Origin of the sequence: Halorubrum californiense DSM 19288 (assembly GCF_000336875.1) — an archaeon.
Lineage (GTDB): Archaea > Halobacteriota > Halobacteria > Halobacteriales > Haloferacaceae > Halorubrum > Halorubrum californiense.
Genome location: NZ_AOJK01000063.1, coordinates 32,213 through 46,577, shown reverse-complemented (window position 1 = coordinate 46,577; position 14,365 = coordinate 32,213). Strand labels below are relative to the sequence as shown.

The following is a 14,365-nucleotide window of genomic DNA, read 5'->3' as shown; positions in this document are numbered from 1 at the left end:
CAAGAGAATCGTATCCTCACGACTGCGATGTCGTTCATGCAGTCGTTCACTATCAGCCCAACTCGGTTCATCTACACAATTTTCGATCCGGAGTTTCACGCGGATGCCTACAGTATCGAAAACTACGTCGGCGACAGCAGAGAACTTGAACAGGAAATAAAAACGATTCGGCGGTGGCGTCAAGAACGCCCTCACGATTCAGAATCGTTCGCGGAGATGATTCCGGAAGTTATCAACCACCCGCTAGAGGCTGATGGNGGAAATAAAAACGATTCGGCGGTGGCGTCAAGAACGCCCTCACGATTCAGAATCGTTCGCGGAGATGATTCCGGAAGTTATCAACCACCCGCTAGAGGCTGATGGTGATGTCAAACCCGTAGTTCGGATTATGTGTCCGTGGACAAACTTTGCGATTCAGGACTATGTCTCACAACTATCGCGGTTATTCGATAATGATATTGAGGTCAGACTGTTGTTCCGGTTACCCGAAGGACATGAGTGGTCTCAACTGAAACGGAACCTCTTGTCCCGGCTCGGTGATACCGAGGGTAATCTTGAACTCCGGAGCTACACGCGTTATAAAGAATATCACGACCACACAGAATTGCGTGAGTTGCAAAAAAATAACCAATCACATTTGAAGAAAACCGGTGTTCACGCCAAGTTGTTCATCGCAGGATCTCCACAGAACGGGAATTTGCTTGTTGGGAGTGCAAATCTAATGGAAAACAGTCTTTACTATAATCCGGAGGCCGGATTACAAACACGAAATCCCAACGTTTTGGAGACTGGTATAAGTTACTTTGACATGATTTGGAAGATAGCAGCACCGGACCGAATCCCCGAGGAAGCTTACACCGGAGAGACACAGTATTCGTTTTTTCCAAATGTCTATCGACCGTGGTAGTCTAGATCAATTTAGAAATATGTGTCTCAGATATTTCGATATCCAATATAAATATTCCAAGCCCTATTTTTGAGCGGACTCACGAGCAGACCGTATCAATTGGATGCTTCTAAATACATTAAGAAGCAATCCTATCCTGGTGAACTAACTCTGTGAAGTTCTATGTCCCCGAATGGGAGGACGCAGTCGACGCCCGCTACGACTTCGTCCACGACGAACTCTCTAATCTAAACAAGCAGGAGCGGGAGCGTCACTTCATCTGGGATATTTTTGACTATGAGACAACACCAATTGACGGTGTGCTAATTTCCCGTGAGCAGGTAGAAGACAGTCGGCGGAAGTATGACCGAGTCACTGAGCATGGTGTCTACGATGACCCACAACTAAATATTCCGGACTGGCTTCCAACCATCAGTGACTGTGGTGCATGGGGTTACAAATCGCTCCCATTCCCCCGGTACGGGAACGAGGGAATGCTACAGTTCTATGAGAGCCTTGACGTGACTGTCGGAGTCACTATTGACCACCTCGTGTTGGGTTCGGGTAAAGAGAAAGGCCGTCTCTATCTCGACGAACGAGCACTACATCCTGATTTTACCGAGAGCGATCTGCCCAACGAACTCACTGAGCAAGTGGACGTCATGGTTGAGGAGTGGCCCGTGGAGTGGCCCGACCTTGTCAAACGATACGAGGAATCGGTCTACGATGTGTCCACTGTCGAACCGTTTACTCACGATGATTTTGAGGGTACGGTACACGATATCCTTGGTCGCATGGATGAAGATCCACGTGCGGTCTACCGTGAAGATGACAAGCAGATTCGCTACGAAATTACTCTTGAGAACGCAGTAGAGATACGCGAACTATACGACGAGGGAGATTGGTCGTTCCGACTTATGGCTGCGTTTCAGGGCTGGGATCCGACCACCTACGGAGAGGCACTCGACGATGTCTTGCAGATGGGGTACCAGTACGTCGGGGTCGGTGGCGTTGCTGGGAGTCAACTCGAGCAGGTCGAGGAGATCGTCACGGACGTAGGACATCGAATAGCGCAGTTTGAGTCAGAACACGAGACGAGAATCGATACACACGTATTTGGGTTCGCAAAGACGGATGGCTTTGAGACGATCGGTCGAGCACAGATGTCCTCGATAGACAGCGCGAGCATGCTCCGGGCGGCGTGGACAGGTGGAAACAACTATCACTTGAATTCTGACGAGCGGTTCGATGCCATCCGTGTTCGGTACGCAGCGCCCGGTGATGACCTCGAGATTGCCGTCAAAAAATCGATGCTGGGTCAAGAGGTGCTACATGCGTTACGAGCTTTCGACGACGAAGCCTCCATTTCGACCCACATCCGTAGTTGGTACACGGAAGCGAACCTCGTACTTGATGCCCTTGTTGACTACCTAGAGGTACACCGACACGATGAGAGATATGATGCGAGACTCCTCCGAGAGATTACTACTGAGTTCCGTGACGACTTCGAACACGGATACGAACTACAGGCGAGTTTTGGTGATGATGTTCGGAAGAAACTCGTGAAACTACTACGTGCGGATGATGCTGACGACCCCACTGATTTTGATGAGTATCTTAGGATCATCGACACCGCTCGTGAGGTCGCTGAGGGGTTCCCACGGACTGTAGATCGTGTTGAAGCACTCGAAGAGAGTTCCGGTGAAGTTGCGACGTTCAAACAGATTTGGACAGTGTTAGAGAATTACGCTTCATCAGAACTGATCGAGGACGAGGATCTTCTTGAGGGATACCGGAAGACGCTTCGTTCCCGTCCATGGGACCGATGTGATTGTCCGATCTGCGAGAATTTGGGTATTGAAGTTGCGATATTCCGGGGGAACAACCGAAATCGCCGCCGTGGGTTCCATAACACGTACCGGTTCTATCAGCAGTTCAAACACGATTTGCCGAAGATGCTGGTTGTCGTGCCTGCCGATAGCTCTCTATTTGGTCGAAATACTGTAGAAGAATATCTCTCAGATATGTATGAAGATCTTTGGGAGGTAATCCATGATGTCCCAGTCGCGGAGATTGGTGTTCTTGACGCAAATGGTGTTCATGAGTGGTGGGAACCTGGCCCCACAAGCATCTCTCTCGATCCTATCGGAATCTCGGAAGAACTTGAACGAAAGTCCGGTCGTTATGACACAGTCCTTTATTACGACCCCGAAGGGGAGACACGGTTTGATATTGATTCTGTCGAGTTTGTGGACAAGCCACAAGGGATTTGGGACCGGATCCTGAAGAGGTTGGGATACGAATCCGACTTTACCCCGAATAGAGACGTACAGATCCAATTGGAGGAGTTCTGAATGCGGATCCTGATTATCGATCAATGCTCTGGGACAAAATCTCACCCAGCAGATTATCCTGTCGTAGATCAGGAAGGAACAAAGAACGAGGACGTAGAGAGCCTCCTACAGAGTTTAGGCATCGAAGGGATTCGAGCGAAGGACCTGTACGACGGAAAGCAGCAACGTCGAATCACGGAGGCAGTCCACGCGCTCACGACGAAAGGTCACAACGTGGAGCGGTTCTTCGTCAGCGCGGGCTTCGGACTTGTCAATGAAGACCAGCGTCTGCCTCCGTACGAAGCTACGTTTAATTCGATGTCCCAAGCGGAGATTGCTGAACGGGAGAAACGATTTCAGCTTACTCAGCGGTTGAGAGAACTGATCAACACCGGAGACTTTGATATCGTCTTCCTCTCTCTCGGAGCGAAGTATTACGACACGATCGATCTTAACGGGCTTCTCAGTTCTACGCCGGTAGAAACGGCTGTCGTCCTGTTTAATCAGGAAGAAATGGATGAAAAATACGAACAGGCTATTTCTGTACCTGCACGGACCGAGGAAGGCAAAGAGTTTGGCTCAACAGTAGTAGGTCTGAAAGGGACTTATCTCAAGAATTTTTCAGCAGCTCTCTGTGGATCAAGAGATTCGATCACTCCTGAAGAAGCGGCTAAGTACTGTCAAACTGACCATTCAGCGGGTTCTCAATCCGGAATAGACAACTACTCTTGAGATTTTGAATTTCTAATGTAGCAGCTAACGGATAGAAATCCGGTCATCATCGAAGTAAAACAGCCTACTGCAAAATATACTCATGTCGATCAACTCCAACGGTGTGTCTCCTATTTTCGAGAGTCGATCGATTCTCACGTCAGAGGTATATTGGTCGCGCCATCGATCCATACAACAGTAGAGAGACTACTCCGCGATCAAAATCTAGAATGGGTTAAGTTCGAGGAATATCAACGAATATCTACATCGCCAGGACAGTCATCAATTGATGATTGGCGTGATTGAGGATCCACTTTGTACACTCTGATAGACAAGTTTTGTTCATTTGGTTCAGATACTATCTTCGGGAATCCACATCTGAGATTCCTTCTCCTCAGAGAAATCCAATTTTGCAAGAGTATCTAACCCTCTTGACGTGAGAAGACCAGTGTGGAATAGCACAGCCTTGTACTGGTATAGCGTATTCGTATGATAGTGTTCCTCTTGATCGAATACCTCTAACCGTATTTCTTGATCTCGTAGAGCAGCTCGCCGTATCTTCGGATCCGTGCTGAGAAACAAGTCGATAGCGAACTCCGGGCGACGTTTCGCAAGACGTTTTGCGACTTGATCGACACGAAATCTCCCGGATCCCTCTTCAGTGATATCATCTAAAACGTGTAGTAACTCTTGTGTGGGGGGATATTGAAGAATCGCGTCTCGTGCTACAATCGCCATCGCTGGTTCAACGTCGATCAATCGCTCTCGGGAACGGCGATACTCGCGGATCTTGTTCAAAGCAGCCACTACACCATCATAACAATATGAAAGAGTCCGAACTGACTCAGTTCCTTTGGGAGTCAGTCTCGGGTTTCCACTCCCAGTTGCGACCAAACCCAATGCCTCTGCATCTAATCTTGCATGCGACACGGTCTCGATAACATACTCTTCACACAGCGTTTCGGTGTTTCCATCGGCAGTTACTGCGAGTATGTACCCGAGCGCGTTCTTCGGGTGATTTTTCTTCAATTTGGACGGTACATCCCCCCCGATTCGAGCATGGAACCGAACCGTCTCGGTAGAGGGAGTCGTCGATGCGCCAACTGCTCGGGGTTTTTCAGCGACTTCAACGTCACCGGTTTCGTCAACTAGGAGGACTCCAACGTCGAGTTCTCCGGCCAATCGACGGTGGATCGATTTTATGCTGCGCTTCGGAACAGCTGCGAATCCAAGGTTTACCTCATCGAGATGTGCGTGTGCCTGGGTTATCGCCTCTGAGACGTTAACGGAGCCAGCCGAGTGGCCTTTCGCTTCGATGACAGACAGTAGCGGAGCAAGAACCTGTTCTGTACTCGTTTCAAACGCACTCGGATTCGGTGCGGCCACAAGTGCATCTGGACGCCCTGATGAGAGGTTCAGTGCGTTGATCGGTGAGAGCCTCTCGACCGTTTCATCTGCGACATTTGTTTCTCCCCACTGGTTCACGAGAAACTGCGCATCAACGATTGCGTACCCGTGCTCGATACTGTCGGTAACGAGGTAATCTTTCGCCGCTGCCAGCACGAGCGGTTCAATCATCTGATAAACCGAGATCTCGACCAGAAATAATGATTGGGATCAAGTAAACCCCAGTAGAGCAGCGGATCCTAGGAGACGATTTCCTGAATGATTTCTGTGTCTATGTTTTCCCGTCCTCGTTTGGCTGCGTCATCGACCGTGTAGCTACAGATGGAAAGTGCCTGGCGAACGTTCCCCTGTGAACTCTGTAAAATGAGTTGGAGGCTGTCTTCCTCGAAGACATCGGACACTGAAACCGATTTATCGGAGGCTAGGTCGAGATAAGAATCAACGAGTTCCTCCAAGTGGTCCTCTGTCATTGGTCGGAGAGAGACTTCTCGACCGATTCGCTCGGAGAACGCGTGATACTCGCTCATGATGTCCTGCCAGACCTCCGGAGCACACCCGAACATCATGCTGAGTCCGGAACTGTTCTGATCCATCAAATGTCTTAGACTGTTGAGTGTTGCCTGCTCGTTCTTTGGAGAGAGTCGCGCTACGCTCTCAAACTCATCCACGAAGACGAACACGCCGGTGTATCCGAGTTCGAGGAGCATGTTCTTGAGCGCAGTAAATGCACGCACACCCATCGTGTCGTCGTCAAGTGCGCTGTGAATCTCCATCTCCTTCCGCTGCTCGTACCGAATGCCCTCTGCGGTGAGCCACTGCCATGCGTAGAGGTTGGTGTCTTCGTACACCATATGTACGATCGCCCGAGCGAAATCTGCGAACTTCGTGACATCACTCAGCAGTTGGACAGCTTTCGGAACGAGTTCTGAGAGCAGAATTTCTCCCTCGTCGAGCAGCGATTTCATTGAGGGAGCTCCCATCGGATTCGCTTCGGTGTGCTCTCGGGCGACATGAGCGAGGAATTCGTACGCAAGTTCCTGTACGCGGTCGAAGCCGAGATCATACATGAACTCGTGATAGACATCAAGGAATCCTTCGCCGGGTTGAGCGACGTATCCCACAAGTACGTCTTCGCGGTCACGGACGAGCGAGCGTGCGTATTTGAGGGTATGAGATTTCCCATTCCCGTATTTACCAGTGATCACGAGGTGTTTCGATTTGCCGGTGCTAAGAACCGTAGAGACAGTATCGCTTACTGCATTCGCCACGTGATCCTGTCCACAGTAAACATCCGGGTTGTCTGCTGGCACTGGGCTATAGGGGAACGGGTTCTCGTCGAGACCAAGGGATGAGTAGTCGCGCTGTTCGTCTGTAATCTCAAAATTGTCAGTCGTCATTGTTGTTGTTGAATTGGAGGTCGCGGTCGTACACCGCGAGGTAGTAGTATTGTTTACCGGCCTGTTCGACACCACGCATCACCTGCTCTGAAGACTGATCGGTAGTGACGAGTTCACCGTCAACATCGGCTAGTTCGATCGTTTTGAGTCCATACCGTGCCTCCTTCGCACCGGTGTCGATCGGTGCTCCGGAGAGCTCTATCCGACCGATATTCTGTTGTGCGAGCGTCCGCAGGGCTTCATCGAACGCAGCACGGTCACAACTGAGCCGCTCACAGGTATGCTCACGAAGTTCAGGGATCGAGAGATACCTTTTCTTCAGATTCACGCCAGCACTCTCCTCTAGGCTGTCAGCAACGGACAGCAGCACGTACGGGAAGTTGGGTGGCACATCGCTTTCTTCGACTGTATAGAATGTACCGTCGAACGCATTTCTCTGAATCGCGCCGAGGCGTTGCGCCCAGGCCCCGATGACGTCTAACGATGTCTCGTTATACTCGTACGGAGTAAACTCGGCTTGGTCTTCGAGTAGTTTTAGTGCCGCATCCGGTTCGATGGTGTTGCTACCTTCAAATAGGCCCAGAAATTCTCCATAGTGGGGACTGTGTGTCTTTAGAACTGAGTTGACTCTCTCCCAATCACTCGCTTCAACGGCATCGATAAAGCGCTCACCGATGGTCGTTGTCGCGTAGGTTTTCTCGTCAGATATTTTTTCAGTGAGACTGATACGCGTGGATTCGAGGATAGTCTCTCGTGCACGCCGTTTGCTCACGTCGAGTGCGTCAACGACGTCATCCGTCGATTGCGCGCCGTTCCGACACAAGTGAGTTATCTCAACCAGCCGACCGAGGTTAACTGGTCGAACGGTGGGACGTTCGTCGCTCATGCGAGCCTCCTGACTTGCTGCTTCGCTAGTTTGTAGGCTCGGGCCGTTACTTCGTTGCCACGGAAGCGAAGATCGAGGTATGATTCAACGTCCTCGCCTGCTTCTACCATGTACCGGAAGCGACGAAGTTCGAGTGTGAGCGCCCATAAGTTGTGCTTCACGAGAGCATCACGGTCCTCGCGGACATCGTCAAGCGTGCGATCTTTACAGACCGGACAAGCACAAGGAAGGTATTCGAGATCCTCGATATGTCGTAGTTCCTCACCTCCGAACCCGGGGATCAGGTAGTTCCGGTTACCAGCACTTCGGATAAACGCACTTGAGTCGAAACTGTCCACTCCGCAGTAGAGCAGTAGTGGTTGGTACACGAGGCCGCCCAATCCGTACGCATGGAGATGCTTGTCAGTTGCTCGCCGTGCAGCTAATATCAGTTTTGTTACCTTCTCATAGTCGGTCCTGATAGGAACGAGACTACCGAGGGCGTATCCGTCGAATTCACCGTTCTCCTCAAGATAACGAATACCGTTCCGTATTGTCTCAGGGTCGTACCCGTGTACACTAGCAAAAAGTAAGCCGTCACCGTCATGCGAATTGCTCGCGGCAAGGGCCCGCTGAATGTTCTCTTCTGCCCGTCGGTCGTTCTCTCGTTCTCTATTCTCGCGCGAGAGTGGAACGTCGACTGTTCCAAGGATATCTGCTTCGATTGCCTGCTGTGTTTCGAGCGATTTCTTTGGGGTGGTGTCTAGTTCCTCAGAGCGGAAATCAAATCCACCACTATCGGCGAAAATAATAGTTGATTTGGGTCCCCCCATCTCACTTCGCAGGGTCTGACCGTCCTGTATTCTATCCCATTGTGGTTCCCGCTGACGTATCGACCGAGCGTTAACCATCGCAGTCGAGAGGTCAGGGATCTCATTCGTGTACTCTGGGGGGTTATCGCTTGATCGCTTCCCGATATTACGGACTGGGAAGAGAACAGGTGTCTCTAATTTTCCGTGTGGCGTTGATAGTGTTCGTCGTCTGTATAACATGTAACGAGCTGCGATAAGCTCAGCTGTGACTTATATCTTTTCCCGACTAGAATATCCAAAGACGGTGCTCAGTCTACGAAAGTAGATGTGAATTTATCCCGATAATACAACATGCTATTTAATTTGCCGTAGTTCCGGGCTCACTCACCCATCTTTCACTACCTCCTACGTCGAACACGTCTCCCAAGCACTGAATTCCATATCTTCGCCTCATTCAGCAACGAAGGTTGGCCCCCATTCAGCACATACAGAGCTAAGCCGGCCGTTCCACGAACTCCGTAACAGCGTAGAACGGGAGCGTATCAATCAGCGCCACAAGCAGCTTCACGATGTACTGCCCAGCGACAATCGACACAAGCGCCCAACCCCAGGTCGGGTCCCCACCGAGGCCGAGTGCCGGAAAGATAGCGAACCCGAGCGTGATGAACACGACCGTGTCCACGCCCTGACTAATTGCAGTAGAGCCGCAGTTCCGGAGCCAGCGATGCCGACCAGCCGTACGATTCTTCAGGTTAGCGAAAAGTCGGACGTCGAGATGCTGGGCGAACGCGAGCGCGACGACGGAGGCGAGGATGATCGATGCCGAGCCGCCAAGCGTCGAGACGAACGCGGCTTGCCCACCGTAGAACGGCGCGGATGGCATCCAAATGGCGAGGAAGACGAGCGCATACGCGATGACGAGCGTGACGACGGTGCCGTTGACCACGGTCGCAGCGTACTCTTTCCCGTGGTACTCGACGAGCAAGTCCGAGGCGAGGTACGCGACGCCGAACGCAACGAACCCAGCGGGGACGGCGACACCGCCAAGCCCCGGCAGCTCGATCCACGTCAGTTTCGCTGCGAGGACGTTTGCGAGGACGATTGAGCCGGCAAACACAGCAGTAAATATCGCACGAGTATCCTCAGTCTCCATCAGCTGTCACCACCGTCTGTGACCGGACAGTTGCGTGTGGTGCTATGATGCGGCTCGACCAGGGGGGATACTGGGGGGCAACGGGAGAGTCCGCGGAGAGACGATCGTGAGTGGTGCTGCTGTTCCATCGATAGAGTAACGAAACTCAATATTTATATATTCCCCGAATATTCTTCGAGTATGGCTCGGAGTATATCAAGAGACGAATCCGAAGCAGATGTGCTTCAGGAAGCAGGCCAACGCACACTCCAAATCGGAGCAGACAACCCCATCCGAATTAGCTCGGGCCACAGAATCCTCCACCACGACGGGAAGTGCTCGCGGCCACACGGCCACAACTACGAGATCACCGTCGAAGTGACCGGCGAACTCACCGAGGAGGGGTGGGTCGTCGACAAGGGCGACGTCACGGACGTCATCGACACCTGGGACCACCGGTTCCTCGTTGAGGAAGGCGACCCGCTCGTTGACGCGTTCGAGCAGGCCGGCGACGGCGACGCCCTCGTCGTCCTCGATCACCCACCAACAGCAGAAGTAATGAGCGTCCTCCTCGAACAACGAATGCTTGAGGCGTTCCCGGACACCGTCTCGGACGTCTCCGTGTCGGTGAGTGAAACCGGTGAGCTCTGCGCAAGCTACTGATGCCCGTCGCAAGCGATGTGGGGGAACCCGCAACGGACGCTGACGCGGCTGGGGAGGGCCTCCCAATCAACGAGGTGTTCTACTCGTTGCAGGGCGAAGGAACGCTCGCAGGCGTCCCCTCTGTCTTTGTGCGGACGTCTGGGTGTAATCTGCGGTGTTGGTTCTGTGATTCCTACCATACGTCGTGGGAGCCGACCGGGGCGTGGCGCGACGTCGACTCGATCATCGAGGAGGTACAGTCCCACGAGCAGGCGAACCACGTCGTGCTCACCGGCGGCGAGCCACTCATCCACGAGGAGTCCGTCGAGCTCTTAGAACGGCTCGACGAAGAGGGGTATCACGCGACGGTGGAGACCAATGGGACAATCTACCGGGACGCGCCGATCGATCTGGCGAGTATCAGCCCGAAGCTGGCGAGCAGCACGCCGACACCGGAGCGTGACCCCAAAGGGGAGGGCGAGTGGGAGGAGAAACACGAACAGAATCGGATCGACATGGATGCGTTGTCCCAGATGGTCGACGACTACGAGACGCAACTGAAGTTCGTCGTGACGGACGAGTCGGACCTCCCAGAGATCACAGACCTGGTTGACCGAGTACGAAAAGCGACGGCGACGACCGTTGCCGATGATGACGTCCTGTTAATGCCGGAGGGCATGACGCGCGAGCAACTCGACGGGACGCGAAGCGAGGTCGCCGAGCTGGCGATGGAGTACGGCTACCGGTACACGCCGCGACTGCACGTGGACCTATGGAACGACGCCCCGGGAACATGAGTACGTCACTTTCAGAGGTCGGTCGGCAGAGCGCGGTGCCGCGAGTGCGGTGTGGTGAACAGAGCGATAATCGATTCGACGCAACCAAGCAGACATGAGCAACAAAAGCGCGGTCATTCTGGTGTCCGGCGGGATGGATAGTGCGACGGCTGTGTACGAGGCGATCGAGCAAGGGTACGAGCCGTACTTTCTCCATACGTCGTACGGGCAGCGCACGGAGGACAAGGAGTACGAGTGCGCAAAAGCGCTTGCCGAGGAGGTCGATGCGGCTGACTTTCTGCACATCGAAACAGGGCATCTCTCCCAGATCGGCGCGTCGAGCCTGACTGACGAGGAGATGGACGTGGCCGACGCAGATCTTGAGAGTGACGAAATCCCGACGTCGTACGTCCCCTTCCGCAACGCCAATCTGTTGTCGATGGCGACGTCGTACGCGGAGGCGACTGATTCAGAGGCGCTGTTCATTGGGGCGCACTCCGAGGACTTCTCCGGGTATCCCGACTGTCGCCCCGCCTTCTTCGACGCCTTTCAGAACGTGATCGATGTCGGCACGAAACCGGAGACGGAGATCGAGCTGAAAGCGCCGTTCGTCGAGTGGTCGAAGACGGAGATTGCGGAGCGGGGGTTGGAGCTCGGGGTGCCGTACGGGATGACGTGGTCGTGTTACCGAGACGAGGAACCGGCGTGTGGGACGTGTGATGCGTGTGCGTTCCGGCTTGAGGCGTTTCGGAATGCTGAGTCACGCGATCCGATTGCGTATGCTGAGCGGCCGGAGTTCTCGTAATTTATCGGTCAGGATCTACTCCACACTCTCGGGACTCTGTATTGAAACTACAGGTGACCACACTGTGATCATATTGCTCTGCGCATACAAGTGTATGACCGAAGGTCAGCGTCGGAGTTACCAAGGAACTGCTTGATGGCCCTGACGAGCACGTCGGAGACGAAGGAAAGTTGGTCAACCGGAAACACGCGACCCGAGCATCGCTTCGCAGAGAGGATGAACTCAGTACCTTACGCGGACGCCTGTAATATCCAACTTGATACAAAGAGTGGCAAACAGATCCAATCAGGTACTTCCTGAAGGAATCGTGGAGCCGAGTGCTACTGGTCGTCTGGGTCGTAGATCTTCCGAATCCACGCCCCTTGTGCGAGCTTCAGTTGAATTTCTTCGCCGGCATCCCACTGGTTGTCGAAACCGCCGAATACGTAGCCGCATCCTTCGTCAAGTGTGATGTCGTCGTTGAACACGACGCAGGGGCGTTCGACTTCCCCTCGGTCGGTGTTACCGAGCATGACTTTCTGTTGGGGTGTGTGGCTCCGGAGGTCGATGGTGTAGTTGACGAACGCTTTGGTTTTGACGAATCCGTGTGTGCCGTCGAACTCGTCGATGTGGATGAACGGTGGGCTGCTCATCGGTTCTCACCGCCGTGAATGATGGTGATCTGCCCACTGGTTTGGACGGTGGGTTGTGGGTCACCGCAGGAAGGGCAGCACGTGTCGGTGATCGGGTCTACGAGGTCATCGCAGCTATCGCACATCACGAAGCCCGCCTTTTGAAGCCGACCGTCGTTGTTGAGGACGGTTCGCAGCCAGCCGTCGCGGACGAGCAGGAGTGCGTCTGTAGGTTCGTGGAGTCGAGCGTGGCTGCATTCGGCTGCGGGGGCGTCAACAGGTGTGGCGACGCGCCACGCTTCTTCGATCGATCTGTCCGCAGGAGTTCGTTCGTGCCAGCGGTCACGGGCGTGTTGTTTGATCAGTGGAAGATACGTCTGGTCGAGGTTGGTGTGTACGGACATTTATCGAATGGGTCTGGTGTAGTACATCGCCGTCTGGGAGCCAGTGGCTGCGAAGCAGAGTATATCACACGCTGACCAGCGTTGCCACTGGCCGCGTCGATATGTGCTATGGTGACTGAGACCCGACGAAGCAGTACTCCGAAGAGGACTGATTCCTCTCGGCGATGAGCCGAAGGGCCTCTAAGGGGTGTCGCTGGCTAACGACGAGAAACAATGCTTTCGGGCGCGAATTGCGCGCACGGACTAAGATACCCATTCGAAGGGTTTGCTAGACGGACCGAAGCCTATCGGCCATTCCCGTGCGCGATGATTACGAATCCCCTTCCGAAGCCACAGTGGTAGTTCGAAGAGACCTACCTCTGTTCAAGGGGGCCGAATCCCGCGATAATTCGCGCGTTAATTGGCAGCCAAGCCGTCTTCTCGCCTTACGGCGATTCTGACGACCGACGACCCTCACTACGCATATTGTCGCAAGGAATACTTAAAGAATAATTACTACAGAGGATTCTAGCACGGCATATAATGTCTGAAACACATATATCGGCAGTCAATGGGGGGATTATCCATTGTCGACATCGATACCAGTACCGGTCGTGGCATCTGATTTGGATCGCCCGCCGGGGGTAAAAAACGCCTCTTTTTTCAGTTCACGTTTGACGAGTTGGGAGACACTGTATAGATCTGCCTTCGAGACGTCATGTTGATCCAAGATTTCTCGGTAGTCAGGGTCATCAAGCATCCGTGTCGGCAGATCATCCTCATCAAGGTCCGACAAGGAATCGTCAGGGAACCGGCGGGAGCGATCCCACTCGACAACCACTTTAATTGTCGCTAGGGCAACTTTCTCAAGCCGTTTCTGCCGGCCAAACCGATCCAAATTCATCGTTGCCATCGCAGCGACCGCTGTACGTTGCTGATGAGACGGGAGATCAAGAGTAGAGCAGAACGATTCAGTAACACGCCCTTTGTCACGAGCTGCTTCACGAACACTGTGGTTACCGTCGGAACGATGGCGGCCCTCGTTGTGCCGGATGAGTTTCGTTACATCCCCACCAGCGCTTCCGATCCCAACACGAGTCTCACCGAACGCATCGTACCCAGTCGTGTACTTCTCAGATGAATGATCGAGTTCTTGTTGACGGGATGATTGTTGCTCCGGAGTCTCCTCAGCAAGATATTGGTCAGTCTCTTCTGACTCGTCTTTGTCCCCATCTACATCCTCGCTCGTTCTCTCACTCATAGCTGACCCCAAATACTGTAAATACAACTACCAAACAACGCCTTAGTTCTTGACCTAGTTCTGTATATTCTCCTGCTTGCGTGGCCTTCACCAATATCGGTGTGAAGACAAACCGGGAGTCGTCATTACGTTATCCTCTCGTGATCATCATGGGAAACTTGTGCTGTCTGAATCAGTGGTTCTCTGGTGAGTTAGAGTTCGGTGTGCCGTATGAGATAACGTGGTCGTGCTACCGCGATAAGGAGCCGGCCTGCGGGACGTGTGATGCGTGTGCGTTCCGGAACGCCGGGTCAAAAGATCCAATTTCGCACGCTGAGCGACCTGAATTCTCGTAATATCCTCTT

At 53.2% G+C, this 14,365-nt stretch carries 15 protein-coding genes and 1 pseudogene; 8 read left to right on the top strand and 8 right to left on the bottom strand.

Features of this window, described 5'->3' with window-relative positions:
• Positions 1–253: 253 nt before the first annotated feature.
• The 4 genes from C463_RS20185 (at position 254) to C463_RS20180 (ending at position 4,236) form a co-directional block, all read left to right on the top strand.
• Positions 254–907 carry a phospholipase D-like domain-containing protein gene (locus C463_RS20185; protein ID WP_080510842.1) on the top strand — a complete coding sequence of 218 codons (654 nt, stop codon included), beginning with the start codon at positions 254–256 and terminating at the stop codon, positions 905–907.
• Positions 908–1,059: 152 nt separating this feature from the next.
• Entirely contained in the window at positions 1,060–3,240 is a 2,181-nt protein-coding gene (locus C463_RS12020) for a hypothetical protein (protein WP_008444118.1), read from the top strand.
• On the top strand, positions 3,241–3,951 hold the full coding sequence (locus C463_RS18735) for a DUF6884 domain-containing protein (RefSeq protein ID WP_152422410.1): 711 nt from the start codon (positions 3,241–3,243) through the stop codon (positions 3,949–3,951).
• Between the two features lie 45 nt (positions 3,952–3,996).
• Positions 3,997–4,236 (top strand): endonuclease NucS domain-containing protein, encoded by a 240-nt coding sequence (locus C463_RS20180; RefSeq protein WP_080510841.1) that lies wholly within the window; start codon positions 3,997–3,999, stop codon positions 4,234–4,236.
• A 45-nt stretch (positions 4,237–4,281) separates the two neighbouring features.
• Here C463_RS20180 and C463_RS18730 read toward each other — a convergent pair whose 3' ends face one another.
• The 5 genes from C463_RS18730 to C463_RS12000 form a co-directional block, all read right to left on the bottom strand.
• Positions 4,282–5,508, bottom strand: a complete 1,227-nt coding sequence (locus C463_RS18730) for a hypothetical protein (protein ID WP_152422409.1) — start codon at positions 5,506–5,508, stop codon at positions 4,282–4,284.
• Positions 5,509–5,576: 68 nt separating this feature from the next.
• Positions 5,577–6,734: a BREX system ATP-binding domain-containing protein gene (locus C463_RS12015; protein WP_049905883.1), complete on the bottom strand. Its 1,158-nt coding sequence runs from the start codon at positions 6,732–6,734 to the stop codon at positions 5,577–5,579.
• Positions 6,724–7,620 carry a hypothetical protein gene (locus tag C463_RS12010; protein ID WP_008444115.1) on the bottom strand — a complete coding sequence of 299 codons (897 nt, stop codon included), beginning with the start codon at positions 7,618–7,620 and terminating at the stop codon, positions 6,724–6,726. Before C463_RS12010 ends, C463_RS12015 begins: the two co-directional genes overlap by 11 nt.
• A complete protein-coding gene (locus C463_RS17970; RefSeq protein ID WP_080510839.1) occupies positions 7,617–8,651 on the bottom strand; it encodes a tRNA-guanine transglycosylase in 1,035 nt (344 codons plus the stop codon). The genes C463_RS12010 and C463_RS17970 overlap by 4 nt, the downstream gene beginning before the upstream one ends.
• A gap of 253 nt (positions 8,652–8,904) precedes the next feature.
• Positions 8,905–9,564 (bottom strand): queuosine precursor transporter, encoded by a 660-nt coding sequence (locus C463_RS12000; protein WP_008444113.1) that lies wholly within the window; start codon positions 9,562–9,564, stop codon positions 8,905–8,907.
• 180 nt (positions 9,565–9,744) lie between these two features.
• On the opposite strand from C463_RS12000, the gene C463_RS11995 reads away from it, so the two are divergent.
• From C463_RS11995 to queC, 3 genes are all read left to right on the top strand, one after another.
• On the top strand, positions 9,745–10,206 hold the full coding sequence (locus C463_RS11995; RefSeq protein ID WP_049905882.1) for a 6-pyruvoyl trahydropterin synthase family protein: 462 nt from the start codon (positions 9,745–9,747) through the stop codon (positions 10,204–10,206).
• Positions 10,206–10,982, top strand: a complete 777-nt coding sequence (locus tag C463_RS11990) for a 7-carboxy-7-deazaguanine synthase QueE (protein WP_008444111.1) — start codon at positions 10,206–10,208, stop codon at positions 10,980–10,982. The genes C463_RS11995 and C463_RS11990 overlap by 1 nt, the downstream gene beginning before the upstream one ends.
• Positions 10,983–11,076: 94 nt before the next feature.
• Positions 11,077–11,766, top strand: a complete 690-nt coding sequence (gene queC, locus C463_RS11985; protein ID WP_008444108.1) for a 7-cyano-7-deazaguanine synthase QueC — start codon at positions 11,077–11,079, stop codon at positions 11,764–11,766.
• 320 nt (positions 11,767–12,086) lie between these two features.
• Here the strand turns inward: queC and C463_RS11980 are convergent, their stop codons facing one another.
• The 3 genes from C463_RS11980 to C463_RS11975 all read right to left on the bottom strand — a co-directional run bounded on the left by C463_RS11980 (position 12,087) and on the right by C463_RS11975 (position 14,021).
• Positions 12,087–12,398 carry a hypothetical protein gene (locus C463_RS11980; RefSeq protein ID WP_008444106.1) on the bottom strand — a complete coding sequence of 104 codons (312 nt, stop codon included), beginning with the start codon at positions 12,396–12,398 and terminating at the stop codon, positions 12,087–12,089.
• On the bottom strand, positions 12,395–12,781 hold the full coding sequence (locus tag C463_RS18725) for a hypothetical protein (protein ID WP_152422408.1): 387 nt from the start codon (positions 12,779–12,781) through the stop codon (positions 12,395–12,397). Before C463_RS18725 ends, C463_RS11980 begins: the two co-directional genes overlap by 4 nt.
• Positions 12,782–13,340: 559 nt before the next feature.
• Positions 13,341–14,021 (bottom strand): DNA-directed RNA polymerase subunit epsilon, encoded by a 681-nt coding sequence (locus C463_RS11975; protein WP_193365867.1) that lies wholly within the window; start codon positions 14,019–14,021, stop codon positions 13,341–13,343.
• Between the two features lie 191 nt (positions 14,022–14,212).
• Here C463_RS11975 and C463_RS17965 point away from each other — a divergent pair.
• Positions 14,213–14,356 (top strand): annotated as a pseudogene (locus C463_RS17965) (7-cyano-7-deazaguanine synthase); the annotation flags it as partial.
• Positions 14,357–14,365 lie beyond the last annotated feature (9 nt).